Annotated in this window: 28 protein-coding genes; 23 read left to right on the forward strand and 5 right to left on the reverse strand. The window is 59.0% G+C overall.

Annotated features, from left to right (window positions below; genetic code table 11):
- Window positions 1–158 precede the first annotated feature (158 nt).
- Window positions 159–1,454 carry a serine hydroxymethyltransferase gene (gene glyA / locus ACN0VH_RS03655; protein WP_278921896.1) on the forward strand — a complete coding sequence of 432 codons (1,296 nt, stop codon included), beginning with the start codon at window positions 159–161 and terminating at the stop codon, window positions 1,452–1,454.
- Between the two features lie 177 nt (window positions 1,455–1,631).
- Here glyA and ACN0VH_RS03660 read toward each other — a convergent pair whose 3' ends face one another.
- The gene (locus ACN0VH_RS03660) at window positions 1,632–1,997 is read right to left on the reverse strand and encodes a hypothetical protein (RefSeq protein WP_417699531.1); all 366 of its coding nucleotides are present in this window, start codon (window positions 1,995–1,997) and stop codon (window positions 1,632–1,634) included.
- A gap of 131 nt (window positions 1,998–2,128) precedes the next feature.
- Between ACN0VH_RS03660 and ACN0VH_RS03665 the strand changes: the two genes are divergently transcribed.
- Window positions 2,129–2,887: an alpha/beta fold hydrolase gene (locus ACN0VH_RS03665; RefSeq protein ID WP_278921898.1), complete on the forward strand. Its 759-nt coding sequence runs from the start codon at window positions 2,129–2,131 to the stop codon at window positions 2,885–2,887.
- 52 nt (window positions 2,888–2,939) lie between these two features.
- On the opposite strand, the gene ACN0VH_RS03670 is transcribed toward ACN0VH_RS03665, so the two are convergent.
- A complete protein-coding gene (locus ACN0VH_RS03670) occupies window positions 2,940–3,137 on the reverse strand; it encodes a hypothetical protein (RefSeq protein ID WP_278921899.1) in 198 nt (65 codons plus the stop codon).
- Window positions 3,138–3,364: 227 nt separating this feature from the next.
- Here ACN0VH_RS03670 and ACN0VH_RS03675 point away from each other — a divergent pair, with 227 nt between their 5' ends.
- Window positions 3,365–4,060, forward strand: a complete 696-nt coding sequence (locus ACN0VH_RS03675; RefSeq protein WP_278921900.1) for a Crp/Fnr family transcriptional regulator — start codon at window positions 3,365–3,367, stop codon at window positions 4,058–4,060.
- Between the two features lie 60 nt (window positions 4,061–4,120).
- Here ACN0VH_RS03675 and ACN0VH_RS03680 read toward each other — a convergent pair whose 3' ends face one another.
- The gene (locus ACN0VH_RS03680; RefSeq protein ID WP_417699534.1) at window positions 4,121–4,339 is read right to left on the reverse strand and encodes a DUF1858 domain-containing protein; all 219 of its coding nucleotides are present in this window, start codon (window positions 4,337–4,339) and stop codon (window positions 4,121–4,123) included.
- A gap of 124 nt (window positions 4,340–4,463) precedes the next feature.
- On the opposite strand from ACN0VH_RS03680, the gene ACN0VH_RS03685 reads away from it, so the two are divergent.
- The 7 genes from ACN0VH_RS03685 to ACN0VH_RS03715 are packed head-to-tail and all read left to right on the forward strand — an operon-like array spanning window position 4,464 to window position 10,034.
- Window positions 4,464–4,916, forward strand: a complete 453-nt coding sequence (locus ACN0VH_RS03685; protein WP_278921902.1) for a c-type cytochrome — start codon at window positions 4,464–4,466, stop codon at window positions 4,914–4,916.
- Between the two features lie 12 nt (window positions 4,917–4,928).
- Window positions 4,929–6,272, forward strand: a complete 1,344-nt coding sequence (locus tag ACN0VH_RS03690) for a cbb3-type cytochrome c oxidase subunit I (RefSeq protein ID WP_278921903.1) — start codon at window positions 4,929–4,931, stop codon at window positions 6,270–6,272.
- Window positions 6,273–6,275: 3 nt separating this feature from the next.
- On the forward strand, window positions 6,276–7,070 hold the full coding sequence (locus ACN0VH_RS03695) for a CbbQ/NirQ/NorQ/GpvN family protein (RefSeq protein WP_278921904.1): 795 nt from the start codon (window positions 6,276–6,278) through the stop codon (window positions 7,068–7,070).
- Between the two features lie 4 nt (window positions 7,071–7,074).
- Window positions 7,075–8,952, forward strand: coding sequence for a nitric oxide reductase activation protein NorD (locus tag ACN0VH_RS03700; RefSeq protein ID WP_417699537.1), 1,878 nt, complete (start codon window positions 7,075–7,077; stop codon window positions 8,950–8,952).
- Between the two features lies 1 nt (window position 8,953).
- A complete protein-coding gene (locus tag ACN0VH_RS03705; RefSeq protein ID WP_417699539.1) occupies window positions 8,954–9,133 on the forward strand; it encodes a hypothetical protein in 180 nt (59 codons plus the stop codon).
- Window positions 9,130–9,354, forward strand: coding sequence for an NnrT protein (locus ACN0VH_RS03710; RefSeq protein WP_278921907.1), 225 nt, complete (start codon window positions 9,130–9,132; stop codon window positions 9,352–9,354). Before ACN0VH_RS03705 ends, ACN0VH_RS03710 begins: the two co-directional genes overlap by 4 nt.
- Window positions 9,351–10,034 (forward strand): NnrU family protein, encoded by a 684-nt coding sequence (locus ACN0VH_RS03715; RefSeq protein ID WP_417699541.1) that lies wholly within the window; start codon window positions 9,351–9,353, stop codon window positions 10,032–10,034. The genes ACN0VH_RS03710 and ACN0VH_RS03715 overlap by 4 nt, the downstream gene beginning before the upstream one ends.
- Window positions 10,035–10,172: 138 nt before the next feature.
- Here the strand turns inward: ACN0VH_RS03715 and ACN0VH_RS03720 are convergent, their stop codons facing one another.
- Together ACN0VH_RS03720 and ACN0VH_RS03725 are read right to left on the reverse strand one after the other, a co-directional pair.
- Window positions 10,173–11,372 (reverse strand): NnrS family protein, encoded by a 1,200-nt coding sequence (locus tag ACN0VH_RS03720; protein WP_278921909.1) that lies wholly within the window; start codon window positions 11,370–11,372, stop codon window positions 10,173–10,175.
- A 94-nt stretch (window positions 11,373–11,466) separates the two neighbouring features.
- Window positions 11,467–11,895: a pseudoazurin gene (locus ACN0VH_RS03725; RefSeq protein ID WP_417699543.1), complete on the reverse strand. Its 429-nt coding sequence runs from the start codon at window positions 11,893–11,895 to the stop codon at window positions 11,467–11,469.
- 365 nt (window positions 11,896–12,260) lie between these two features.
- Between ACN0VH_RS03725 and nirK the strand changes: the two genes are divergently transcribed.
- The 13 genes from nirK (at window position 12,261) to ACN0VH_RS03790 (ending at window position 24,536) form a co-directional block, all read left to right on the forward strand.
- Window positions 12,261–13,409 carry a copper-containing nitrite reductase gene (gene nirK, locus ACN0VH_RS03730; RefSeq protein WP_278921911.1) on the forward strand — a complete coding sequence of 383 codons (1,149 nt, stop codon included), beginning with the start codon at window positions 12,261–12,263 and terminating at the stop codon, window positions 13,407–13,409.
- Between the two features lie 80 nt (window positions 13,410–13,489).
- Window positions 13,490–14,332, forward strand: coding sequence for a formylglycine-generating enzyme family protein (locus tag ACN0VH_RS03735; protein ID WP_417699545.1), 843 nt, complete (start codon window positions 13,490–13,492; stop codon window positions 14,330–14,332).
- A gap of 55 nt (window positions 14,333–14,387) precedes the next feature.
- Window positions 14,388–14,549, forward strand: coding sequence for a hypothetical protein (locus ACN0VH_RS03740; protein ID WP_278921913.1), 162 nt, complete (start codon window positions 14,388–14,390; stop codon window positions 14,547–14,549).
- On the forward strand, window positions 14,546–15,940 hold the full coding sequence (gene ehuR / locus ACN0VH_RS03745; protein WP_278921914.1) for a MocR-like ectoine utilization transcription factor EhuR: 1,395 nt from the start codon (window positions 14,546–14,548) through the stop codon (window positions 15,938–15,940). Before ACN0VH_RS03740 ends, ehuR begins: the two co-directional genes overlap by 4 nt.
- A gap of 98 nt (window positions 15,941–16,038) precedes the next feature.
- A complete protein-coding gene (gene dctP / locus ACN0VH_RS03750) occupies window positions 16,039–17,058 on the forward strand; it encodes a TRAP transporter substrate-binding protein DctP (protein WP_278921915.1) in 1,020 nt (339 codons plus the stop codon).
- 141 nt (window positions 17,059–17,199) lie between these two features.
- Window positions 17,200–17,772 (forward strand): TRAP transporter small permease, encoded by a 573-nt coding sequence (locus ACN0VH_RS03755; protein WP_417699548.1) that lies wholly within the window; start codon window positions 17,200–17,202, stop codon window positions 17,770–17,772.
- 2 nt (window positions 17,773–17,774) lie between these two features.
- Entirely contained in the window at window positions 17,775–19,061 is a 1,287-nt protein-coding gene (locus ACN0VH_RS03760; RefSeq protein ID WP_278921917.1) for a TRAP transporter large permease, read from the forward strand.
- Between the two features lie 12 nt (window positions 19,062–19,073).
- A complete protein-coding gene (locus ACN0VH_RS03765; RefSeq protein ID WP_417699550.1) occupies window positions 19,074–19,511 on the forward strand; it encodes a universal stress protein in 438 nt (145 codons plus the stop codon).
- Between the two features lie 8 nt (window positions 19,512–19,519).
- On the forward strand, window positions 19,520–20,284 hold the full coding sequence (eutA, locus tag ACN0VH_RS03770) for an ectoine utilization protein EutA (RefSeq protein ID WP_278921919.1): 765 nt from the start codon (window positions 19,520–19,522) through the stop codon (window positions 20,282–20,284).
- A gap of 20 nt (window positions 20,285–20,304) precedes the next feature.
- A complete protein-coding gene (gene eutB, locus ACN0VH_RS03775) occupies window positions 20,305–21,294 on the forward strand; it encodes a hydroxyectoine utilization dehydratase EutB (RefSeq protein ID WP_417699552.1) in 990 nt (329 codons plus the stop codon).
- A complete protein-coding gene (gene eutC / locus ACN0VH_RS03780; protein WP_278921921.1) occupies window positions 21,295–22,287 on the forward strand; it encodes an ectoine utilization protein EutC in 993 nt (330 codons plus the stop codon).
- Window positions 22,288–22,468: 181 nt separating this feature from the next.
- A complete protein-coding gene (locus ACN0VH_RS03785; RefSeq protein WP_278921922.1) occupies window positions 22,469–22,951 on the forward strand; it encodes an Lrp/AsnC family transcriptional regulator in 483 nt (160 codons plus the stop codon).
- Window positions 22,952–23,060: 109 nt separating this feature from the next.
- The gene (locus ACN0VH_RS03790) at window positions 23,061–24,536 is read left to right on the forward strand and encodes an NAD-dependent succinate-semialdehyde dehydrogenase (protein ID WP_417699554.1); all 1,476 of its coding nucleotides are present in this window, start codon (window positions 23,061–23,063) and stop codon (window positions 24,534–24,536) included.
- Window positions 24,537–24,544 lie beyond the last annotated feature (8 nt).

Consider the following 24,544-nt stretch of genomic DNA (forward strand, 5'->3'; position numbering starts at 1 on the left):
ATTTTGTTCCGAAACAAGCACAGCTGAACCACAAAGACCAGACTTGCCGCTCTAACGCCGATGATTGCCGCTTTACAGCCTTTAAGATCTGTGAAGTTTCCGATAGGAAATTCGCAAGAACACCCAAACCTGCCACCTCCTACCTAAGCGGAGCCATCATGACAGCGACCCCCCGTGATCCCGGATTTTTCACCGAAGCCCTGGCCGAACGTGACCCCGAACTTTTTGGTGCCATGACAGACGAGCTGCATCGCCAGCGCGACGAGATCGAATTGATCGCCTCTGAAAACATCGTCTCTGCCGCGGTGATGGAAGCACAGGGTTCTGTGCTGACCAACAAATACGCCGAGGGCTATCCTGGCCGTCGCTACTATGGCGGTTGCCAGCACGTTGACGTGGCTGAAAACCTGGCCATCGACCGCGCCAAGCAGCTGTTTGGCTGCGAGTTTGCCAATGTGCAGCCCAACTCTGGCAGCCAGGCCAACCAGGGGGTGTTTCAGGCGCTGATCCAGCCCGGCGATACCATCCTTGGCATGGACCTCTCTGCGGGCGGTCACCTGACCCATGGCGCGCGGCCAAACCAGTCGGGCAAATGGTTCAACGCAATCCATTATGGTGTGCGCGAAGACAACAACCTGATCGACTATGACCAGATCCAGGCGCTGGCGACCGAACACCAGCCCAAGCTGATCATTGCTGGTGGGTCTGCCATCCCACGTCAGATTGATTTTGCCAAGTTCCGTGAAATTGCCGATTCCGTTGGCGCCTATTTCATGGTTGATATGGCCCATATCGCTGGCCTGATTGCTGCGGGTGAACACCCCTCGCCCTTCCCACATGCGCATGTAGCCACCACCACAACGCACAAAACCCTGCGCGGCCCCCGTGGCGGCATGATCGTGACCAACGATGAAGCCATCGCAAAGAAGGTCAACTCGGCGATTTTCCCCGGTATCCAGGGTGGTCCGCTGATGCATGTGATCGCAGGCAAGGCTGTTGCCTTTGGCGAAGCACTGCGTCCCGAATTCAAAGAGTATCAAAAGCAGGTGCGCGCCAATGCGGTTGCCCTGGCGGATGAGTTGATCAAAGGCGGTCTTGATATCGTCACTGGCGGCACCGACACCCATGTCATGCTGGTGGACCTGCGTCCCAAAGGCGTGACCGGCAACATCGTCGACAAAGCCCTTGGCCGCGCCCATATCACCACCAACAAAAACGGCATCCCCTTTGACCCGGAAAAACCCACGGTCACGTCCGGGATCCGCCTGGGCACCCCTGCGGGTACTACCCGTGGCTTTGGCGAGGCGGAGTTCCGCGAAATCGCGCGGCTGATTGTCGAAGTGGTTGATGGGCTGGCCGCCAATGGCGAAGAAAACAACGCAGAGGTAGAGGCTGCCGTACGCGGCAAGGTTTCAGCCCTTTGCGAAAAATTCCCTCTGTATCCAAACCTCTAAGGCTGGATCTTAACAAAAACAGAGCCGTCGCCGATACCCCGGCGGCGGCTTTTTCAATTCTGTTTCCCAGTGTTCTAACCCGCATGTCGCAGGCCGCTTGGCGCCTTCGAATAGATCACCCAGCACCGACGCGGTTCCGCCCCGGCCACATCTCTCCTGCATCAGATGGTTCAGGACCTAGACAAAGCCACGCCAGCGCAGAACCACAACCAGCAGCACAAAGACCACCAATAGCGAAAACACCATTCCTGCCAGCATCTCTAGCAGGCGTCCCTTGCGTCGATCCGCGATATCAATGGATTTCAGGTGTCTTTTCACTTCGCGCGCGGCCTTTCGCAGGGACTCTTCGTCCTGGATCTGGCGCAGTTTTGGATGTTCCAGCAGCGGCAGCGCCTCGGCCAGGCGCATCCCCTGTTTGTAAATCCGACGCGGCAGGCGACGGCGCGCCTTGGCCAGGGCCCCTGCCAGATCGCCAGAGGCCTCGGCACGAGAGTTCAGCAGGTCTTGCACCTCTTTGATATCGGCAAAGATGTCCTGGGCCATAGCTGTGCTCCGCGCTGCGGGGCCACGATGATTTTGCGCCCCAAAAATGTCCTGCCCCTCTCAGTAGCGCAAGGGCGGCGGTGTCTCAATGGGGCTGGCGCCGCAAAGCGCGGGGCGCTATCACTGCGCCCATGCTGAACTACATCCTACATGGCCAAGCCACCGACAAACCGCCCCTGCTGATTGCCCATGGGCTCTATGGTTCTGCCCGCAACTGGGGGGTGATCTGCAAACGGCTGGCAGATGAACGCCAGGTGGTGGCGGTTGATCTGCGCAACCATGGCCAAAGCGCCTGGACCCAGAGCCACAGCTATCCCGAGATGGCCGAAGATCTGGCGGAGGTCATCACGCAGTTTGGTGGACAGATGGATGTGATCGGTCATTCCATGGGGGGCAAGACCGCAATGATGCTGGCCCTGAACCACCCGACCATGGTGCATCGGCTGATCATCGCCGATATCGCCCCGGTGCCCTATAGCCACAGCCAGATCCAATTCATCGAGGCCATGCGCGCGGTGGATTTTTCGCGGGTGGAACGCCGCCCCGATGCCGAGGCGCAGCTGGCCGCCGCCGGGGTAGAACCTGCCTTGCAGAGCTTCTTCACCCAATCACTTGATATTGCAAACAAAGGCTGGCGACTGAACCTAGACACCCTGGCCCGGCACATGCCGGACATTATGTCCTTTCCACAGACCGAGGCCCAGTGGACCGGGCCTGCGCTGTTTTTGGCAGGGGCCGAATCTGACTATGTGCGCCGCGCAGATCGCGACGTCACCCTGGCCCGGTTTCCCAATGCACGTTTTGCCAAAATTCCCGGCGCTGGCCATTGGCTGCATGCCGAAAAGCCGCGCGAATTTGAGGCCAACGCGCGTGCCTTCCTGAACGCCTGATCAACATTGGCAGATAAGAATCGGCCAGCCCGGGCGTCTGCCCAGCAGGCCGTTAGCTATGGGCAGCAGCCCCCTGATACAGCTGGCGCGCCACCAACCAGGCGACCGGCATCCCCAGCAGCGCCCCCATCGCGGCGGCAGTCAAGATTGCCTGGACAGAAACAAATCCAGCAACCAGAACGACAATAACGCCCGCCCCGGCCAGGCTGCTGCCAATGAGAGAATACAAAATGGATGCAAGGCGTAGCATGTGAACCTCCTTTAAGGTCTAGGCCTGGAAATTACGCCCTATATAAACGCACGGGGCCCTGGCCACTTTGATCAGGATCATCCCGCCGCCAAGAAACCGTCATCAGGATTCACGCCGCCGCTCATCGGCAACACAGTCGGCTGCGGTGCTATTTACCTCATGTATATCCACACAGTTTCTGATAGGGGGTACGAAACCGAACCAGCATGAGCCAGCATGAGGCGCCTTTGAAAAATCTTGATGAAAGCCTGCTGACGGGATTGCCCCCCTTTTGTCTTTTGCAGCGTACAGAGATCCGCGAGATTCTGGATCAGGCGACAAGCAAACGGATCGACGTAGGGGCCGAAGTGTTTCACGAGGGCCACGATGCGGAACGGTTCTATCTTCTATTGGATGGCTTCATCCGGGTGATCAAGAACACGCCCACCGGCGAGCAGATCATCGCGCTGCATATTGCGCCCGGGCAGCTGTTCGGAATTGCCCCTGCGCTTAGCCGTACCACCTATCCGGCAACCGCCGTGGCCGCAGCGGAATCCATCGCCCTGTCATGGCCCGTCCGCCTGTGGGATGACTTCACCAGCCGCTACAAGGGATTTTCCACCGAAAGCTACAAGACACTGGGGCAACGGTTGGAGGAAATGCAAAGCAGGATCACCGAGCTGGCAACACAGGCCGTTGAACAAAGAATTGCAGCCGCTTTGCTGCGCTTGGTCAACCAGTCCGGACGCAAGACCGATCAGGGGCTGGAGATCGCCTTTCCGATCACTCGTCTGAATATTTCGGAAATGACCGGAACAACCCTGCATACGGTCAGCCGCCTGCTATCCGCCTGGGAACGTGACGGCGTGGTCAAATCCACCCGCAAGCATATTGTCGTGACCGATCCGCATCGGCTGGTGCTGCTGAGCAAGCCCAAAGGCTAGGCCTGCGGCAATCGCGCATAATAGTCCCGGCCGCTGCGCGTCTGCGGGGATCAGCTGGGGTCAGCCGCCTTTCTGGCGGATCTTCTGGCGCAGTTCAGCGCGAAATTCGTCTTCATCCAGGGCGTATTCCTCGCAGGCGTCAATGACCGTGTGAAACGGGGCGATCGGACAGCCCGGGCACAGCATGTCGCGCGCGAGAAACAAATCCACCACATCCGGCCAATTCGCAAATAGCACAGACAGCGGCAGATCCGGGTCTTCCGGGTCATGGTCGGCCATGGGCAGATCCTCCTTTTGATGCATTCTGCACTCAAGAACAGATCCGAACTTTGCGCTGGCACAACATTCGGCAGGCGCAGTCTTTTATTCATCAGACATCCGCAACTGTACTCAGGACCGCGACATGTCAGAGATACTCACCAAATCGCGGGCCAGGAATGTGTTCTACGGAGGATCCTTGTTCTTCGTCGTCGTATTCGTGGCCATGACCGTGCATAGCCATCGCTATATCGTCGAAACCTCCACCGCAGGAATGCCGCTAACGGACGAGGTGCGCCTCGGCAAGCACGTCTGGGAACGCGCCTCCTGTATCAACTGCCACACCCTGCATGGCGAAGGCGCCTATTTTGCGCCCGAAGTGGGCAATGTGATGACCCGCTGGGGCGTTCTGGACGACCCGGAAGGCGCCTATGAAATGCTTGATGGCTGGATGCAGGCCCAGCCATCCGGAATCGAGGGACGCCGTCAGATGCCCCATTTTGACATCACCGAAGAGGAGATGCGCGGGCTCGCAGAATTTCTGCGGTGGGCCGATCAGACAGACACCCAGGACTGGCCGCCCAATGATGCGGGCTAAGGGAGAAATACTATGAAATATCAATCACAAAAAGTGGCCTACGCCTATTTTCTCGTGGCAATGGCCCTGTTCGCGATTCAGGTTCTGGGCGGGTTGCTGGCCGGGTGGATCTATGTATCGCCAAACACGCTAAGCGAGCTAGTGCCCTTTAACGTTGTGCGTATGCTGCACACCAATGCGCTTATCGTCTGGCTTCTGCTCGGCTTCTTTGGCGCCGCCTACTATCTGGTACCGGAAGAAAGCGAGCGGGAACTCTTCTCGGTCAGACTGGCCTATATCCAGCTTGCGATCCTGGTCGTCGGCACCCTGGGCGCGGTTGTTTCCTACCTCGTAGGGATCCACGGCGGCCGCGAGTTCCTGGAGCAGCCGCTCTGGGTGAAATTCGGCATTCTGGTCGCAGCGGTGATTTTCCTCGTGAATATCTCGATGACCGTGTTGGCCGGGCGCAAGACCGCAATTACCAATATCCTGTTGATGGGGCTGTGGCTCTTGTCCCTGTTGTGGATCTTTGCCTTCATCAACCCCGACAACCTCAGCCTTGATAAAATGTACTGGTGGTTTGTCGTTCACCTCTGGGTGGAGGCCACCTGGGAACTGGTGATGGCAGCAATCCTTGGCTATCTGATGCTGAAGATGACCGGCGTTGACCGCGAGGTGGTTGAAAAATGGCTCTATGTCATCGTTGCCACCGCGCTGTTCTCCGGCATCCTTGGCACTGGCCACCACTTCTTGTGGATTGGCACCCCCGGCTACTGGCAGTGGGTTGGCTCCATCTTCTCCACCTTTGAGGTGATCCCGTTCTTCGCCATGATGAGCTTTGCCTTTGTCATGGTCTGGAAGGGCCGCAAGAACCACCCCAACAAGGCGGCGCTCTTGTGGTCGCTCGGGGCCTCTACCGTGGCCTTCTTTGGGGCCGGTGTCTGGGGCTTTTTGCACACATTGCACGGGGTGAACTTTTACACCCACGGCACCCAGATCACCGCCGCCCACGGTCACCTGGCCTTCTATGGTGCCTATGTGGCGATGAACCTGGCGATGTTCTCTTATGCGATGCCGCAGCTGCGGGGCCGCGATCCCTATAATCAGGTGCTGAACATGGCCTCTTTCTGGCTGATGACCGGCGGCATGGCCTTCATGACCTTTGTGCTGACCTTTGCCGGCACCATCCAGACGCATATGCAGCGCATCGTCGGGGACTACTACATGGATGTGCAGGACCAACTTGGCCTCTTTTACATGATGCGCTTTGGCGCAGGTGCTGCGGTGGTTCTTGGGGCTTTGCTCTTTATCTACAGCCAACTGGTGGTCCGGCGTGAAGTCATCGCCCCCGGCCCGATTGCAACCCCAGGAGAATAGAAAATGAATGCGATCAACACTCCTGCAGTGCCTTTCTATCAGGCCAGCAAAGACGAAATATCGGTCTTTGAAATGGCCCAAGCCAACGGTTTGCCCCTTCTTCTGAAGGGGCCCACCGGCTGCGGCAAAACCCGCTTTGTGGAACATATGGCAGCCCGGCTTGGGCTGCCACTCCACACCGTTGCCTGCCACGATGACCTCTCGGCGGCCGACCTGATCGGGCGCTATCTGCTGAAGGGCGGCGAAACCGTCTGGGTCGATGGCCCGCTAACCCGTGCGGTACGGACGGGCGGCATCTGCTACCTCGACGAGGTGATCGAGGCGCGCAAGGATGTGGCCGTGGTGCTGCACCCCTTGACCGATGATCGCCGCCGTCTGGTGATCGACCGCACTGGCGAAGAACTGACAGCGCCCAAATCCTTCATGCTGGTGGCCAGCTACAACCCCGGCTATCAGAACATCCTGAAAAAGCTGAAACCCTCCACTCGGCAACGCTTTCTCTCCATCGGCTTCGATTTCCCCGAGCCAGGGCTGGAAACCGCCGTGGTTGCGGCCGAAAGCGGTCTGGATGAAAGCCGCTCTGCCGCCCTGGTGCGGCTGGCGGGTCATATCCGCAAACTTTCCGGCATGGATCTGGAGGAAGGCGTATCGACCCGCCTGCTGATCTATGCAGCCACGCTGATCGCCAAGGGCATGCGCGTGGATCAGGCGCTGGAGGCTGCGATCATTGCACCGCTCAGCGACGAGGACGATGTCTGTCAGGCGCTGCGCGATCTGGCAGCATCGGTTTACGGGTGACATCATGATACATGCGCGCGACCTTCTTGAACCCGAAGAAACCGTGGGAAACCTGTGGCATGACATTTCCACACGTATTGGCGCCGATGGCGCCAATACCGGCGAGGCGGTGTCCTACGATGAGGTCCGAAGCAGTGTCGCCACCCTGTTCCGCGCGCTTGGCGGCCGCAGCGGTGTCGAAATCCAGGAAGCCCCGGCCACTGCGATGGACCACCGTCCGGACCTGCTGCGCCGTCTCGGCACCCCCCGCGAAACCGGCTATCGCGCCAGTTTTGACGGCGAGCGATTGCGGCTGCCGCCGGTGATGGCAGCCTTTCCCAGCCGCGCGCTCAACCGTCAGGCCTATTTGTGGCTGGCCGCCATGGCCGCGCATATCGACCTGCCACAGCCCAACCTGCCCCCCTATCAGGCAGATCAGGCAGAAATCACCGCCAATGCGCAGGCCGCCGACCGCGCTTTTGCCGCCTGCCCAGGGCTGCGCCAGGGCTATGGCGCCCTATCGGCCCATCTTACCGCCAATCGCAAACGCAGCGGCCTGCCCCGCTTCGAGGCACAGATCGAGCGCCGGATTCTGGATCAGCTCGGCGCGCCCTACGCGCCGGTTGCCCCCTGCAGCAACACCGCACCGCGCGGCTATCGCAGCTATCTGGCGGTGCCGATCTGGCTACGCCTGCCCACCTGCGGCAACAGCCGCCCCCCTGCCCCAGATGCCGAAGAAAGCGAGGCCCCAAGCCTGGCCATGGCCACCCGCAAGGCGGGCCAGCGCGAAGACCGCGAACAGGCCAACCGCAAGGACAGCTTCATCATCCACCGCTTTGAATCGATCCTGTCCTGGGCCGAAAGCCTGAACATCAACCGCATGGTCGATGATGACGATAATGAACACGCCGAAAAGGCCGCCGAAGATCAGGACAGCATCACCCTGTCGCAGCACATGAAGCGGGCGGCTTCGCGGCTGCGGATCTCGCTGGATCTGTCACCGCAGGACGCCGAACACGAACGGCTGGCGGATCGCTACACCTACCCCGAATGGAACCACCGCCTCGGCCAGCATATGCCCGATCATACCCGCGTGCTGGAGGTCGAGGCCGAACCGGCAATGGATTTCAGCCCCGATGCGCGACTGGTGGCACGGGTACAGCGCCAGTTTGCCCCCTTGATGCCAAAGCGGGTGATGCTGCCCCGGCAGTTGGACGGCGACGATCTGGACCTGGACGCAGTGGTGCAGTCCCGCGTTGATCTGTCGATGGGCCAGCAGGGCAGCGACCGTGTCTGGCAGGCCAGCCGCCCGATGGCCCGTGACCTCAGCGTTGCGGTGCTGATGGATTGCTCGCGCTCGACCGAGGCCACCGTGGGGGACCGGCCAGTGATCGACACCGCCCGCGAATCCCTGGCCGCCCTGGCTGCGGGCATCGCCACTGCCGGTGATCGCCTGGGCATCTGGGGCTTTTCTTCGCTGCGCCGCGACCGGGTCTTCCTGACCCGCGCCAAAACCTTTGAACAACCGATGGACCAAAAGGTCACGGCCCGGATCGGAGGCTTCAAACCCGGCCACTACACCCGACTGGGCACCGCCATCCGCCATGCCTCGGCCCAGTTGGCCGAGGAAGGCAGCGCGCGGCGTCTGCTGCTGGTGCTGACAGATGGCAAACCCAACGACCTGGACCACTATGAAGGCATTCACGGTATCGAAGACAGCCGCATGGCCGTCCGCGAAGCCCGCGCCCTGGGCCATGCGGTGCATGCAGTGGTGATCGACGCGGATGGCCAGGACTGGTTTGCCCGCATCTTTGGGCGCGCGGGCTTTACACTGCTGCCCGATCCGGCCCGCCTGCCCAGCGCCCTGCCTGAAATCTATCAATCCCTCACCATGGAGCACTGACATGAAACAGACCCTCTGCGCGCTTACCCTTTGCCTTGCCCCCCTGGCCGCCATGGCCGATAGCTTTGAGCGCCCGATCCCGCAGCCCCAGACAGATGTCGCCGAGTTCTGGTTTATGATCGCCTCTATCCTGTTGATCGCAGCGCTGGTTTCGGTGCATATCGTGTTGAAACGGCGATGACATCCCGCCCCTCTTTCAAGCTGTTCGCCTGTCTCTACCCCTTTGGGGCGGGGGCGGCGGCGGTCAATGTCTTCTTTGCCGCGCTGATTGGCAGTTGGCTGGGATGGGAGGTGCTGACCCCGCAGATAAGCGTGCTGATCGGCGCGTTTCTGGGGGTGCCTGTCACCTGGGTCTTTGCCTGCCATATTAAAAACCTGATGGAGCAAGCAGACAGGAAATGACCGGATGGCAAGAATTCGCCCTGGCGCTTGGCGCTTTTATGCTCAGTCACCTTGTCCCGCGGATCGGCGGCCTGCGTGACAGATTGATACAAGCCATGGGCCGACGGGTGTATTTTGCCCTATACGGAGCCCTGTCGTTGGCGCTGCTAGCCTGGGTCATTGTGGCGGCTGGCCGCGCCCCCTATGTCGCGCTTTGGGATCAGGCCGCCTGGACCCGCTGGGCGCCGTTCTTGCTCACCCCCTTTGTTTTTGTTCTGACCACCTGTGGGATCGGCAGCCCGCTGCCCGATAGTCTTGGCGGCAGTCGCAAGCGCACCTTTGATCCGGGCCAGCCCGGATTTTCGGCCATCAGCCGCCATCCGCTGCTGCTGGCGCTGGCGCTCTGGGCCGGGGCACATGTGCTACCAAATGGCGACCTGGCCCATGTGGTGCTGTTTGGTCTGTTTGCCGCCTTCCCGCTGTTGGCGATCTGGGCCTTTGACCGCCGTGCGATGAAAACCTACAGCGCTCAGCAGCTGCAATCCGCTCCTATCCTGTCGCTGCGCCCCCTGCTGAACGCTGACTGGTGGCGCAGAAATACCCGCCCTGTGTTGATCCGCACAGCGATCGGGCTGGTGCTTTGGGCCGGGGCGCTGCATCTGCATGGCCCGGTGATTGGCGTCTGGCCGTTTCCGCATTAGGCCTATTCCAATCAGCCTGTCCCCATGGGCACTGCTGATGACTTCAAGACCACAGGTAAAACAGCGCGGGCAGAGGAAACCCTGCCCGCGCTGTCTTGTCAGTTCTATTCGGGACGCCGGCCAGATCAGTCGGCCAGATCAGTCAGCCCGCACCTGATTGGCCTTTTTGCGTGCGGCCCGCCCAGATGCCAGCCAGGGGACCAGACGCCAACACAAGAGCGCAAAGGAAGTCGTCCACAACAACGCCGCCAGATCCAGCCCGGTCAGGCCAGCAGGCAATTCAACATAGCGCCACAGCCGCCCGATCAAGGCCAGCACCAGCCCGGCGAAGGCCAGGTTCAACACCGGTCCAGAGACCAGAGCGCGGCCAGTGTGCCCCATGGTCGCCCGCATCATCACAGCAACGGTCATCCCGCCAATCGCGCCGATGCCCCAGATATGCAGCCCCGCATCAGCAGAGAGCAGCCCCATTGCCGCCGCCGCATTGGCAATCATCCCCAGAGGGGCAAAGAAAAAGGCGACATGCAGCATGGCCAATATCGGATTGTGCCACGTGGCAAACCCGCACCAGCGCCCCAGCCGGATAAACTGCAGAAGCCCAGCCATAAGGATAAACGCCGCTGCCACCGGCGCCTGCGGCCAGATCACCCAGATGACCAGCGCAGGCGCGGATACCAGCAGGCTCAGCTTGTCAAACCCGCCAAAGGGCGCGGGCAGACGGCTGTGCCCCGCCTTGTTCAGCCAGTTGCGGGTAAAGCTGGGCAGGATACGCCCGCCAATCAGCAGGACCAGGAATATCAGCAGCGCCAGACCAAGGCGGCGACCAACCGCAGCCTCGCCAGTCCGGGCGACCTCGGCGAAAAAGAACAGATTGGCCAGCGACAATAGGCTGACGGGGATCAGCACCATCAGATTGCGCCAGTTGCGCCCAGCAATGATTTCGCGGGCAATCAGAATGGCCAGCACGATCAAAAAGGCGCTATCGATCAGCGCAACGCCCCACCAGGGCAGCGGCAGCAGGCCGAAGACCGCAACGCGACCACTGAGCCACAAGATCAGCATCAAGAGTAGTGGCCGCCCCCGTGTTGGCATCCCGCCAGTCCAGTTCGGCACAGCCGTAAACAAAAATCCGGCAATCACCGCAGCGCCGTAGCCAAAGATCATTTCGTGACTGTGCCAATCCACCGGCGGCAGCGCGCTGTTAAGGCTAAGCTCTCCCTGCCAGATCAGCATCCAGAAGGGGATCGCCACCAGCCCAAAGAGGCAGGCCGCCATAAAGAAGGGGCGGAACCCATAGGACAAAAAGGCGGGTCCAGTATAGGGAGTTGGGCGGGACATATTAAACTCCTGCGATTGCGAATGGAAAAGGCGGCCCCATCATGGCGCCGCCTGTCAGGGCAATTGGCCGACAATTCTGTGGCCGTTCCCTGAATTACTGCACCTGGGCAAACAGGTCTGCAAAGACGCCCTTGGCTTTGCCTTTTTGCTTCACCGCCTCGGCTGCCTCTCGGTTCACCGCTTCGCCAACCTGAATAAGCGCAACCATGCCCATACCATAGTGGGGGGTGCATTTGACGCCATAGACGCCTTGCGCATCGACAGTCATCTCAAAGTCAGCGTTGAACTTGGTTTTGAACGCCTCCACGCCTTCAGGCAACATCCCCTTGACGCTTTCGACATTGTGGCCTTTGTCGGTGGCGACAAAATGGATCACGTCACCCGGCGCGGCTTTGACAAAGGCCGGTTCAAAGACCATCGCCCCTGCTTCGCCCCGATTGAGCATCTTGACCTCAAAAGTCTCGGCTTGGACCAGGGTGGCCACACAAGCAAAGATCGCGGCACAACCAATTTTCTTGAACATCTGATTTCCTTTCACGGGTTCGGTCTGTGTTTGTTTGCGCCCCGCTTATCAAATGTTTTGGCATGGCGATTATTGCTCTGGATCAAACTTCCGACTGAACGTCCGCTGGTTCTGCTTTTGCTGCTTTCCATCGCTTGGCCTGCCGCCCGCAACGCCGAGTCTCGCGCGGGTGACACTGCCGTCCAGCTGTAACCAGTTTGCCAGGGAATGCAGAAAACCGAAAATAATGCCTCCGTATGGTGGGGGCGAAAAAAGCCGGAAAAAAGCGACGAATACCCCGCCAATGTTGTTTCAGATCAACCTTCGAATTTTCTGGTCTGCTTATCGTCTGGCCAACAAACACATTCATCAAAGGAGAAGAAGACATGCTTACCAGACGCGCAGCACTTATGGCCGCCGCAGGGGCTGCTGCCCTTCCAGCGTTGATCAAAACCGCCAAAGCAGAAGAAATCATGGATACCTCGGGGGCCGCGCCCGTCGATCTGTCGACCCTGAAGCGGATCAAGCATAAACTTGTCCGCCCCCCCATGGTTCACGAACACGAACAGGTCGCACCGGCGGAACCACGGATCGTCGAATTCGAAATGCAGATTGTCGAAAAGGAAGTCGAAATTGACAGCGGTGCCCATCTGCAGGCGATGACTTTCAATGGCTCGATCCCTGGCCCGATGATGGTGGTCCATGAAGGCGACTATGTCGAGCTCACTCTTTTTAACTCGCCTGAAAATCTGATGCAGCACAACATCGACTTCCACTCTGCGACAGGTGCGCTTGGCGGTGGGTCGCTGACACTGGTGAACCCCGGTGAAAAGACCACCCTGCGTTTCAAGGCGACCCGTCCAGGGACATTTGTCTACCACTGCGCCCCAGGCGGCCCCATGATCCCATGGCACGTTGTCAGCGGTATGTCCGGCAGCATTATGGTTCTGCCCCGTGACGGGCTGAAAGATCACAATGGCAAACCCGTCAGCTATGATCGCGTCTACTACATCGGCGAAAACGACTTCTACATCCCCAAAGATGAAAACGGCGACTACAAGCGCTTTGAAGATGTCGGGGCCAGCTATCCTGATACCCTGGAGGTGATGAACGGCCTGATCCCAAGCCACGTTGTCTTTAACGGCAAGGTTGGAGCGCTGACCGGCGACAATGCTCTGCACGCTTCGCAGGGGGAAAAGGTGCTCTTTGTGCACAGCCAGGCGAACCGCGACAGCCGCCCACACCTGATCGGTGGTCATGGCGATCTTGTCTGGGAAACCGGCAAGTTCAACAACACACCGGAACGCGACCTGGAAACCTGGTTCATTCGCGGCGGCTCTGCCGGGGCGGCGCTGTATGAATTCCTGCAGCCGGGCGTCTATGCCTATGTGAACCACAACCTGATCGAAGCGGTAAACCTGGGCGCAACCGCGCACGTGGTGGTCGATGGTGACTGGAACAATGACCTGATGGAACAGGTCGAGGCACCAACTGCATACGATGCCGCCTACGAAGGTAAATCTGCCCTGCCATAGGTCGCCACGGCACCGCAGAGACAAGATCACCAAAGGCGGCCGGGCCACTGGCCGCCTTTGGACCGCTTAGGAGAACAAACATGAAACCGGTTGTGAAAATTATCGCTGTGGCGGGCCTTGGTGTCGGCCTTATCGCCAGTCTTGCAATCGGACTGGGTTTGACCAGGCCGCAAACAGCGCCCGGCAGCGCCGCATCAGTTGACTTGGTTAATATCCCGGCGGGCACCATCGACTACCGCCCTTTTGGCAATTTTGTCGCCAAGGGAAAATCACGCTCGCCGCGCGCGTACAAGCTGGAGGTCGCCGGTTTCACCATCATGAAGTATCAGGTCAGCCGCGCCGAATATGCCGCCTGTGTCGCCGATGGTCCCTGTGCCAGCGTACCCACCACCGGTGGCGATTACCCGCAGACCTATGTAAATTGGAAAGATGCCAACGACTACGCCCGGTGGTATTCACAAAAAACCGGCGAGCACTGGCGCCTGCCCAGCGACGCGGAATGGCAATTGGCCGCTGCAGAACGCTATGGCGATGCCGCACCGGATACGCTTGAACTGGATCCCGGCCAGCGGATGCTGGCGCAGTATTCCGCTGGCACACTGCTGCGCGGCACCGCCAGCCCGGCGCTGCGCCCTGCCGGGGGCTTTGGGGAAAACTCGCTGGGCCTGGCCGATATCTCCGGCAACGTCTGGGAGTGGACCGATGGCTGCATGCAGAGCGGCTCCCTGCGCGCAGATGGAGCCGTCGCAGAGAGCGAACCCTATTGCTGGGTGCGCATTGCCGGGGGCATTCACCGCGCGGCAATCGTAAGCTTCATACGCGATGCCAGCGTTGGCGGCTGTGCCGTTGGCCTGCCGCCAAACCATCTCGGCTTTCGGCTGGTCCGCGACACCCTGCCCGCCCGGTGGTGGCAGCTTTTCTGACGCCCCCCACTCATCTCGGTGCGGGTGCGCGTTTGAACGCACAGGAAACCATCTGGTGGCTGATCTCTTTGATGCACCGGACATCAGAACATCTGGGCAAAAAGCACCTGATTGCCAGCTGGTCAGCGCCTTACTGTCGGCGTTTCAAATACCCGCCAAACGCCCGGTGATAGATCTTCTTGTCCGCGGATTTGAATTGGCTACAATTGTCGCATGACAAATTGGATCCCCTCCCGAAATTCACTGAGCTCGCCGCTGCACACCAGCCTCGCCATGTCGATTGCCGAAGCGATCAAAGATGGCAGCTTGTCAGTGGGACAGAAGCTCCCGCCCCATCGCAAACTGGCTGACGATCTGAGGCTCAGTGTAAATACAGTGAGCAAAGCCTATGATATTCTGCGCCGCCAAAACCTGATCGAGGGCCAAATCGGGCGTGGGAGCTATGTCGTGGACCCCGGCAAGCCCGATCACCAGCCCTTTAAACCAGAGGTCGATTCGCAAAACCTGTTCGACATGTCGATTTCGCACCCGCTGTTCAATCGCCTGCATGTCGACGCCATGCAATCTACCCTGAAGTCGATGCAGGCAGATCTCGATCCGGCCCTGTATCTGTCCTCTCGTCCGAACATCGGCCATGAAACGCATCGCAAAACCGGTGTAAAATGGCTGTCGCATTGCGGGCTTGAGACCAGCGTTGGCTCTGTCCTGATGACCAATGGCGTGACCCATGGCCTGTCGGCGGCACTGTCGGCGATCCTGCGTCCTGGGGATGTCATTTTGTCGGATATGATCACCCACCACCTGCTGGTTTCAAGCGCCGCCTACTTTGGCTACCAGCATGTTGGCCTTGAAACTGACGCGCAGGGAATACTGCCCGATGCCCTGGAAAAGGCCTGCGTAGAAAAGTCACCTAAGCTATTGTATTTGCTACCATCACTGGCAAACCCCAATGTCCACATGATGCCCGAAGAGCGGCGGCGCCAGATTGCTGCCATCGCCCGCAAACATCGGCTGCACATTGTCGAAAACGATGCGTTTGGCCCAGTAGCCGAGGATAGACAGCCACCTGTGTCGATCTTTGCGCCCGAACTTTCCGTCTACCTGACGACCTTCACCAAATGCACGGTCAGCGGCTTGCGCGCAGGCTATGCTGTGGTTCCGGACCATCTGCTACCAGCCATGACAGCACGATTGATCGTATTCGGTTGGATGGCGACGCCACTGATCTGCGAACTCGCATCACGCTGGGTAGAGGATGGCACGGCGCAGGCATTGGCAGACTGGCAGCGCGTCGAAATCGGCAAGCGGTATCACATTGCAACGCAAGAGCTTGCCGGTTTCAGCTGGACCGGTCACCCGGCGAGTTTGCATCTGTGGCTACACCTTCCGCCTGATTGGGATTCCAACAGCTTTGTTGCCCATGCCCGCGAACTGAACGTGGCGGTATCGCCGGAAAGCCCCTTCCTTCCTCCCCAGGCTTTGCCAACCAATGCGGTGCGTATTGCGCTTGGGAGCATCCGTGAAACAGACCGTTTTCGCCAGGCGCTGAGGCTGCTGTCAGGGTTGCTGACCCGCCCGCGTGAGCCGCTGCCGCAACTCGCCTATTAGGAATGTAGCACAACAATATAATAATTGACTCACAGGTCATTCTTCGGAAAGTGATATGGCATCAAAACCCAAAACACTGGAATATCTGGGAGGATATGATGACTGTTGCCACACCTTTCGCCCTGCGCGTCGGCGCGCCCCTGGTCGCAGCGCTGCTGACCACAACTGCGGCCTATGCTGATAACTGGCGCTATGCCATGGAAGAGGGCCTGGAAGATCCACAGGGCCTCTATGCGACGAAGTTCAAAGAAGAAATTGAGGCCAACTCGGATCACACGGTGCAAATTTACGCTGTTGGCACCCTTGGTGAATCGGCAGATGCGATGGAGCAGGCGCAGGCAGGCTTGCTGCAGTTCATCGACCAATCACCAGGCTTTACCGGTGCCTTGATCCCGGAAGCCGAAGCGTTTTTGGTGCCCTATGTACAGCCAACCGACCCCAAGGTTGTGCGCAAGTTCTTCAAGGAAGGCGTCGCGGTAAACGAGATGTTCCACGAGATCTATCGTGAGCAAGGCCTGGAGCTGCTGTCAGTCTTCCCCGAAGGCGAAATGGTTGTCACCACGATGGAGGAATTCCGGACCCCTGCCGATCTGGAAGGCATGAAAATCCGCACCATGACCTCGCCCCTGCTTTTGGAAACCTACACAGCCTTTGGCGCCTCGCCGATTGCCATGCCCTGGGGCGAGCTGATCGGCGGGCTGAAAACAAAAATGGTCGATGGGCAGGAAAACCCCACGATCTGGATCGAAGCCTATGATCTGGACAACCTTACAAATGTCATGACCTACACAGGTCACGGTCAATATACCACGGCGGTGATGGCCAACGCCGATTTCTACGACGGGTTGAGCGACGCAGACAAACAGCTTGTGCAAAACGCCTCACAGGCAGCGCTTGACTATATTCTTGATGTGGCCGTCGAGCTGGATGCAACCGGTCTGGCGAAAATCAAGGAAACCAACCCGGACTACATCATCAACCGTCTGACCGCAGAAGAACGTGCGCCATTCAAGGAACGTGCGAAAGCTGTCGAAGCAGCCTTTGTTGAACGTGCGGGTGAACGTGGCGCGGCCATCTTGGAACAGATGAAAGCGGATCTTCTTACTGCACAGCAGTAACGCGTGTAAGGGGCACGCATGTCGGCATCCGCCCCCCCCGAAACACCAAACCATCGCGGACCCTGACCGGGTGTTGGGGGCCGCGCTTTGGAAAATGACAAGAAATAACAATCAGATTTGCGACGATCCTGGGGAGGACGCATGAGCGATACGCCACTAAAAAAAACGGGCCTGACTTGGCTGATTGATGGCATCGACAAAGGCATCGCAGCGCTTGAACGCGCAATCATGGCCATCGGGGTCATTCTGATGGCGGTGAATACCATCGCCAATGTCATCAGCAGGTTCGTCTTCAACCATTCCATCATCTTCGCAGAAGAGCTGAACAGCATTTTCATATTGTTGGTGACCTTTGCCGGCATTGGCTATGCTGCGCGCCATGGTCGGCATATCCGAATGTCGGCAATCTCGGACGCGCTGCCGCAACGGGCACGCAAACTGCTCATGCTTCTGATCTCGGCTGTAACAGCAGTGCTGCTGCTGGTTTTGGCTTGGTACGCAGTGCAGTACATCATGAGCATGTATAGCAAGGGACGGGTCTATCCTGCGCTTGGGATCCCTGTCTATATCAGCTACCTCTGGGTGCCCATTGGCCTGTTCGTAACAGGCATTCAGTATGCTTTGACCTTCATCAAAAACCTGCAGGAACGGGAAATTTACCTGTCCACGGATCTGTGTGAAGCAGATGCGCAAGAACTGGAATTGGAGCTTTAACCATGGCACTCGTGATGTTTTCCGCAATGGTTGTCCTGCTGCTTCTCGGGTTTCCAATGATGGTTCCCCTGATCGCCGGCGCCTTGATCGGCGTGATCGAACTGTTTGGCACGGTTGATAAAACCGAATTTATGATCCAGCAGATGCTGGGGGGCATTCGGCCCTCGTCATTGATCGCGGTGCCAATGTTCATTCTGGCCGCTGATATCATGACACGTGGTCAATCCGCTGGACGCTTGATTGATATGGTCATGGCCTTTGTGCGCCATGTGCGCGGCGGATTGGCCGTCAGCACTGCGGCAGCCTGCGCATTGTTCGGGGCGGTTTCCGGCTCTACCCAGGCAACGGTTGTGGCCGTCGGGACGCCGCTAAGGCCGCGAATGCTCAAAGGTGGCTACAAGGATTCCTTTATTTTGGCGCTGATCGTCAATTCAAGCGATATTGCCTTTCTGATCCCGCCCAGCATTGGCATGATCATCTATGGCGTGGTCGCCAAGGCCTCTATCCCAGAACTATTCATCGCCGGAATTGGCCCGGGCCTGCTGATCCTTGTGATGTTTTCCATCTACAGCATGATCTACGCCAAGATGAATGATGTACCGACCGAACCCGCCGCATCGTGGAGCGAACGTGCGCAGGCGGTCAAACGCGCCCTCTGGCCGTTGGGCTTTCCGGTTCTGATCATCGGCGGCATCTTCTTTGGCATCTTCAGCCCAACTGAAGCAGCAGCGATCAGCGTGGCCTATGCGGTCATTCTGGAGGTACTGGTTTTCCGGACGATGAAGATCACCGAGCTATATCATGTTGCCCTGTCAACCGGCATGGTCACGGCAGTGGTGTTCATTCTGGTGGGCGCAGGGGCCGCCTTTGCCTGGGTTCTGTCATTTGCACAGATTCCGCAACAGATACTGGGCGCGCTTGGCATTGATGAAATGGGACAGATCGGCGTGCTGTTCACCATCGCCGTGGCCTTCTTCATCGGCTGCATGTTCGTGGATCCGATTGTGGTCATCCTGATCTTTGTTCCGATCTTTGCCCCCGTGGTGGAAAAAACCGGACTTGATCCAATTTTGGTTGGCACCTTGATCACACTGCAGGCCGCTATCGGTTCGGCGACACCGCCATTCGGATGCGATATCTTCACCGCAGTCGCGGTATTCAAACGCCCCTATCTGGAAGTGATCAGAGGCACACCGCCATTTGTCTTCATGCTTCTCAGTGTCTCGATCTTGATGATCTTCTTCCCGCAGGTTGCACTGTTTCTGCGCGATATCGCTTTTGACAAATAGGAGGCACAGTACATGTTCAAATCCATACTTGCCGCTTTTGACGGCTCCGAAGGATCAGAGGCCGCGCTTTCCAAGGCCGCCGAATTGGCCATACTGTGCGGTGCAGAATTGACGATCTTGACCATGTACCGCCATCATTCGGTGCTAGAGGGATCGATGTATGTAACCAATGCCGATCAGCCCGATGATGTTGATGCAATCATGAGCAATCATGCCAAGACAACCGCCGAAGGCGGCGCGGCGCTCGCGCGGCGGGCAGGCTGTGAAAAGATCCGCGCCTTTGTCAAAGGCGGGCCGACGGCGCGTACAATCGTCGGTTTCGCAAAAGAGCACGACAATGACCTGATCGTCATGGGTAGTCGCGGACTGGGATCAATTGAGGGATACCTGCTCGGCAGCGTTTCTCATAAAGTCACAAGCCTTGCGCAATGTCCGGTTCTGTTGGTGTGAAGAAGGTGATGACGCTGGACTTGCGATCTTCCGCCTCATCTGTGACTGCCCGGCTGGATCGGCAACCGGTTGCCAAACGCATCGGGCTTGTTGCGCTGGCAACGGATCACACCACCGAGACCGATTTTGCCCGCATGTTGCAGGGGCATGATGTCGGGGTTTACGTAAACCGGATCGAATTTGAAAACCCGATAACCCACGAAAGCCTATTGCGGACCGGCCCCCGTCTGACCGCTGCTGCGGCAGATATCCTACCGGATGAGCCACTGGATGTGTTGGTCTATGGCTGTACCAGCGCCTCGGCTGTCTTGGGCAATGCCAAGGTGGCCGAGTATATGAACCGCGCCAAGCCGGATACGCCCTGTGTCACCCCCAGTTCAGCGGCACTTGATGCCTTCGCCGCACTGGGGATCAAAAAGATAAGCGTCCTGACGCCCTATGCAAAGGATGTGACGGACACACTGGTCCGCTATTTCGCAGAGCACGGCCCCGAGGTGGTGAGTGCAGAGTGCTTTGGATTGTCCGATGATCGCGACATGGCGCGTGTCTCTCTGGACAGCATCATCGACGGCGGGGTTGCTGCCTGCGCCGCGCAGGCGGATGCGCTTTTCGTCTCCTGCACCGCCTTGCGCGCAGCCAGTTGCGTGGCACAGTTAGAGGCCCGCCTGGGCAAGCCGGTGATCACCTCTAATCAGGCGATGGTCTGGCGCTGTATGCGACACCTCGGGCTGACCGGCGACTTTCCCGTTGGCGGCACGCTGTTCAAAACCTAAGAAAACGTCAGGATGACACGATGAACTCTGAAGTCACATTTCAGGATAGCTTTGCTGCGCGCGCACGGATCACCGGGGCAATACGGGTGACACCGACAGTGCCATCAGACTGGCTCAGCCAGGCCAGTGGCGGCGATATCCGCCTAAAGCTGGAACAGCACCAGATCACCGGTAGCTTCAAACTGCGCGGGGCGACAAATGCAATCTTGTCACTCAGCGATGCGCAGCGCGCCAAGGGTGTGGTTGGGGTATCCACCGGCAATCACGGGCGCGGCCTTGCCTATGCGGCTGCAAACGCCGGGGTACGCTGCATCATCTGCATGTCCGAACTGGTGCCGCAAAACAAGGTAGAAGGCATCAGGGCACAGGGGGCCGAAGTGCGTATTGTCGGGCGCAGCCAGGATGATGCACAGACCGAAGTCGACAAGCTGGTGGCAGAAGGCATGGTCATGCTGCCGCCTTTTGACCACCGCGACATCATTGCAGGCCAAAGCACAGTCGCGCTAGAGATGCTGGAACAGTTCCCAGAGCTTGAAACCGTCCTGGTGCCCCTGTCGGGCGGCGGGCTGATTTCGGGCGTCGCAATGGTGATGAAGGCGGTAAATCCATCAATCAGGGTTATCGGTGTCTCGATGGAGCGTGGCGCGGCCATGTATGAAAGCCAGCAGGCAGGCAAGCCGGTCATGGTGCCGGAACTGGCAACCCTGGCGGATTCCCTTGGCGGTGGGATTGGCTTGGACAACCAGCATACCTTTGCCATGACGCGCGACCATGTTGATGAACTGGTTCTGGTAAGCGAGGGTGAAATCGCCGCCGCCATCCGCCACGCCTATTGGCAGGAACGCCAGGTTATTGAAGGATCTGGCAGCGTAGGCATTGCTGCGCTGCTGGCCGGCAAAATCAAAGACCCGCGACGCTGTGTTGCCCTGATTTCAGGGCAGAATATCGACATGGCCCTGCATCACCGGATCATTTCCGGCGAAGATGTTGATGTAATGGAAGAAACATAAATGCCCGATATCAAGATACTGACCGAAGCCGACCTGCGCGATCTGGTGCCGCTGGATATCGATGCGGTGGACTGCATCGAACAGGGGTTCACAACCCTGGCGCAGGGCGGCGTTGTCATGCCGCCGATCATGACACTGATGGTGCCGGATCATAACGGCGAGGTCTGCGTGAAATCAGCCTATGTCCCCGGCATCGACAGTTTCGCCATGAAGATGAGCCCCGGCTTCTTCGACAACCCCAAGCTTGGCCTGCCCAGCACATCAGGGCTGATGGTACTGTTCTCTAGCAAAACCGGCATGCTGGAAGCCCTGCTGCTGGACAATGGGTATTTGACGGATGTGCGCACGGCTGCTGCGGGGGCGGTTTCGGCACGGCATCTTGCCCGCGCAGATGCGACGCGTGTCTGCGTCATCGGGGCTGGCGTTCAGGCGCGGCTTCAGCTCCTGGCGCTGACCCTCGTACGCGGCATCAACAGTGCTGTGATCTGGGCACGGGACGGCGCAAAGGCCAAAGCCATGGCGGCCAGCCTGAGTGATGAACTGGGCTTTGAGGTCACCGCCAGCACAGATGCGGCAGCTGCCGTTGCCTCGGCCGATATTGTTGTCACGACAACGCCTGCAACCGAACCTGTGATCAGGGCGGACTGGCTGCGGCCCGGACAGCTGGTCATCGCCATGGGATCGGATCAAGAACACAAAGGCGAGCTGGCCCCGGAATGCCTGGCCAAGGCAACGCTGTACCTGCCCGATGCGCAGGCGCAATGTGCCATCAAGGGCGAGCTGCGCAGCGCCATTGACGCGGGCATTTTCCCGGCTGATCGCCAGTTTGCCGAATTGGGTGATGTCACCTCCGGCAAGGCGGCTGGCCGTCAGTCTGACAGCGATATCATCATCGCAGACCTGACCGGCACCGGCGTGCAAGACACGGCCATCGCCACCCTTGCCAAACAACGGGCCATGGCCGCAGGCAAAGGCTCCAGCTTTACCAGCTGACCCTGCCCCAATGCTGCCCTGCCATCCGCCGCAAAATCGGTATCGGCAAGGCCTGCGCGGAAAAATTGGCCCCTGTTGCGCGCAGCCCCGCCGGTTATTTTCCCGGACTTGTCCATGCGCGTGATTGCACAGCGGTGATCGGGTTGTTAGGTGCTTAATCGCGTTCTCCGGAGGTGACACCATGCGGCTTGATGCCCGCGATCTTGATATTCTGAAGGTCCTGTCAACCGAGGGACGTATCACCAAAACGGCCCTGGCGACCCGTGTTGGCCTATCGCCCACCCCCTGCTGGGAGCGGTTGAAAAAGTTGGAAAAAGCCGGCTTGATCAAAGGCTATCGGGCCGAGATCAGCCTGCAAAAGCTTGGTGCCCATGTGACAATCTTTGTCGCCGCCGAACTCTCGGATCATACTGCGGCCAGTTTTCAGACCTTTGAGGCCGCGATGCAACGCTATGACGAGGTCACGGCCTGCTGGGCGCTTGGCGGCGGGTTTGACTACATCCTGCAGATTGTCACCCGCGATATCGATTCCTATCAGCGCCTGATCGACGAAATGCTCGATTCCCGTATCGGGCTGGCACGCTATTTCACCTATGTGGTCACCAAGCCTGTAAAAGGCCATGGGGTACCGCCACTTTCGCTCATCGCAGGGCACCAAGAGTAAATCTCTGCCCGCGACGGGCCAGGCAGAGAAAACCTCTGCTTAGCCTTTGATATTTGGTCTTTTCCTTGGGTCAAAATGCCAACAATGGCAGACAACAAAGGAGAGCCCGATGACAAACACTGCCCTGTCTGCGCGCGATGATATCGCTGACAAATCCTTGGTGCGCAGTTTTTCCTATGTAAATGGGAAATGGTGTGCTGCTGCCTCGAGTGACACCATCCGCGTGACCGATCCGGCAACTGGCGCGGTTATCGGCGAAGTGGCCAGCCTCTGCGCAGAGGAATCCTCTGCCGCTGTGGATGCGGCACAGGCCGCCTTTCCCGCCTGGTCCGGTCTATTGCCGCAAGAGCGCTCTGCCATTCTGCGCCGCTGGTTTGACCTGATCCTGCATCACAAGGAAGACCTGGCGCGGATCATGGTGCTGGAACAAGGCAAGCCCCTGTCGGAAGCACGCGGCGAAATCGACTATGCGGCCTCCTTCGTGGAATTCTATGCCGAAGAAGCCAAGCGCCCAAATATCGAAGGGGTCACCAGCCACCTGCCCGATGCGGAGGTCGAGGTCTGGCTGGAACCGGTCGGTGTGGTGGCCATGATCACCCCCTGGAACTTTCCTGCCGCAATGCTGACCCGGAAAGCCGCCGCAGCCATGGCAGTCGGCTGTACCGTTGTCGCCCACCCGTCCGGGGAAACCCCGTATTCGGCGCTGGCTCTGGCGGAACTGGCCGAAAAGGCAGGCGTTCCGGCGGGTGTGTTCAACGTGGTTACCGGCCGCGCCGCTACCGTGGTTGGGCCTTGGACAAAAGACACCCGTGTGCGGGCGCTCTCCTTCACCGGCTCGACCGAGATCGGGCGGTTGCTTTATCGTCAATCCGCCGACACCGTGAAAAAACTGGTGATGGAACTGGGCGGGCATGCACCAGTGATCGTGTTCAAGGGGGCGGATCTGGACGTGGCGGTCACTGAAACGATCAAAGCCAAATTCGCCACGTCAGGACAGGATTGCCTGGGTGCCAACCGGATTTTTGTCGAACGCGCCATCTATGATGACTTCTGCGCCCGCTTTACCACCGCAACCCGCGCCTTGTCGCTGGGCATTGGCATGGATGACCCCGATATCGGGCCGCTGATGAATGAAAAGGCGGTGCTAAAGCAGGAAGAGCACGTCGCCGACGCCCTGGCCAAAGGCGCCAAGCTGGCCTGTGGTGGCGCCCGCGATCCGCTGGGATCGCTGTTCTATCAGCCCACGGTTCTGACAGATGTCCCCAAAGAGGCCGCCATTATGTCGGACGAGACCTTTGGCCCGGTGGCGGCCATCGCGCCCTTTGACACCGAAGAAGAGGTGATTGCCCGCGCCAATGACACCGAATACGGGCTGGTTGCATATCTGCACAGCCATGATCCACGCCGCATCTACCGGATGTCACGTGCGCTGCAATTTGGCATGGTTGCGGTGAACCGCACCAAGGTCACCGGTGCCCCCATTCCCTTTGGCGGTACCAAACAGTCTGGCCTGGGGCGCGAAGGTGCGCGTCGGGGCATGGAAGAGTTTACAGAAATCAAATACGTCTGCCGCGATTGGGCATGAGGAGAGAA

Source organism: Pseudophaeobacter sp. (genome assembly GCF_048267565.1).
GTDB lineage: Bacteria > Pseudomonadota > Alphaproteobacteria > Rhodobacterales > Rhodobacteraceae > Pseudophaeobacter > Pseudophaeobacter profundi.

Excerpts from the sequence above, each read along its gene's own strand:
- glyA (WP_278921896.1), top strand. The coding sequence starts at position 159 with ATGACAGCGACCCCCCGTGATCCCGGATTTTTCACCGAAGCCCTGGCC.
- ACN0VH_RS03660 (WP_417699531.1), bottom strand. The coding sequence starts at position 1,997 with ATGGCCCAGGACATCTTTGCCGATATCAAAGAGGTGCAAGACCTGCTG.
- ACN0VH_RS03665 (WP_278921898.1), top strand. The coding sequence starts at position 2,129 with ATGCTGAACTACATCCTACATGGCCAAGCCACCGACAAACCGCCCCTG.
- ACN0VH_RS03670 (WP_278921899.1), bottom strand. The coding sequence starts at position 3,137 with ATGCTACGCCTTGCATCCATTTTGTATTCTCTCATTGGCAGCAGCCTG.
- ACN0VH_RS03680 (WP_417699534.1), bottom strand. The coding sequence starts at position 4,339 with ATGGCCGACCATGACCCGGAAGACCCGGATCTGCCGCTGTCTGTGCTA.
- ACN0VH_RS03685 (WP_278921902.1), top strand. The coding sequence starts at position 4,464 with ATGTCAGAGATACTCACCAAATCGCGGGCCAGGAATGTGTTCTACGGA.
- ACN0VH_RS03690 (WP_278921903.1), top strand. The coding sequence starts at position 4,929 with ATGAAATATCAATCACAAAAAGTGGCCTACGCCTATTTTCTCGTGGCA.
- ACN0VH_RS03695 (WP_278921904.1), top strand. The coding sequence starts at position 6,276 with ATGAATGCGATCAACACTCCTGCAGTGCCTTTCTATCAGGCCAGCAAA.
- ACN0VH_RS03700 (WP_417699537.1), top strand. The coding sequence starts at position 7,075 with ATGATACATGCGCGCGACCTTCTTGAACCCGAAGAAACCGTGGGAAAC.
- ACN0VH_RS03705 (WP_417699539.1), top strand. The coding sequence starts at position 8,954 with ATGAAACAGACCCTCTGCGCGCTTACCCTTTGCCTTGCCCCCCTGGCC.
- ACN0VH_RS03710 (WP_278921907.1), top strand. The coding sequence starts at position 9,130 with ATGACATCCCGCCCCTCTTTCAAGCTGTTCGCCTGTCTCTACCCCTTT.
- ACN0VH_RS03715 (WP_417699541.1), top strand. The coding sequence starts at position 9,351 with ATGACCGGATGGCAAGAATTCGCCCTGGCGCTTGGCGCTTTTATGCTC.
- ACN0VH_RS03720 (WP_278921909.1), bottom strand. The coding sequence starts at position 11,372 with ATGTCCCGCCCAACTCCCTATACTGGACCCGCCTTTTTGTCCTATGGG.
- ACN0VH_RS03725 (WP_417699543.1), bottom strand. The coding sequence starts at position 11,895 with ATGTTCAAGAAAATTGGTTGTGCCGCGATCTTTGCTTGTGTGGCCACC.
- nirK (WP_278921911.1), top strand. The coding sequence starts at position 12,261 with ATGCTTACCAGACGCGCAGCACTTATGGCCGCCGCAGGGGCTGCTGCC.
- ACN0VH_RS03735 (WP_417699545.1), top strand. The coding sequence starts at position 13,490 with ATGAAACCGGTTGTGAAAATTATCGCTGTGGCGGGCCTTGGTGTCGGC.
- ehuR (WP_278921914.1), top strand. The coding sequence starts at position 14,546 with ATGACAAATTGGATCCCCTCCCGAAATTCACTGAGCTCGCCGCTGCAC.
- dctP (WP_278921915.1), top strand. The coding sequence starts at position 16,039 with ATGACTGTTGCCACACCTTTCGCCCTGCGCGTCGGCGCGCCCCTGGTC.
- ACN0VH_RS03755 (WP_417699548.1), top strand. The coding sequence starts at position 17,200 with ATGAGCGATACGCCACTAAAAAAAACGGGCCTGACTTGGCTGATTGAT.
- ACN0VH_RS03760 (WP_278921917.1), top strand. The coding sequence starts at position 17,775 with ATGGCACTCGTGATGTTTTCCGCAATGGTTGTCCTGCTGCTTCTCGGG.
- ACN0VH_RS03765 (WP_417699550.1), top strand. The coding sequence starts at position 19,074 with ATGTTCAAATCCATACTTGCCGCTTTTGACGGCTCCGAAGGATCAGAG.
- eutA (WP_278921919.1), top strand. The coding sequence starts at position 19,520 with ATGACGCTGGACTTGCGATCTTCCGCCTCATCTGTGACTGCCCGGCTG.
- eutB (WP_417699552.1), top strand. The coding sequence starts at position 20,305 with ATGAACTCTGAAGTCACATTTCAGGATAGCTTTGCTGCGCGCGCACGG.
- eutC (WP_278921921.1), top strand. The coding sequence starts at position 21,295 with ATGCCCGATATCAAGATACTGACCGAAGCCGACCTGCGCGATCTGGTG.
- ACN0VH_RS03785 (WP_278921922.1), top strand. The coding sequence starts at position 22,469 with ATGCGGCTTGATGCCCGCGATCTTGATATTCTGAAGGTCCTGTCAACC.
- ACN0VH_RS03790 (WP_417699554.1), top strand. The coding sequence starts at position 23,061 with ATGACAAACACTGCCCTGTCTGCGCGCGATGATATCGCTGACAAATCC.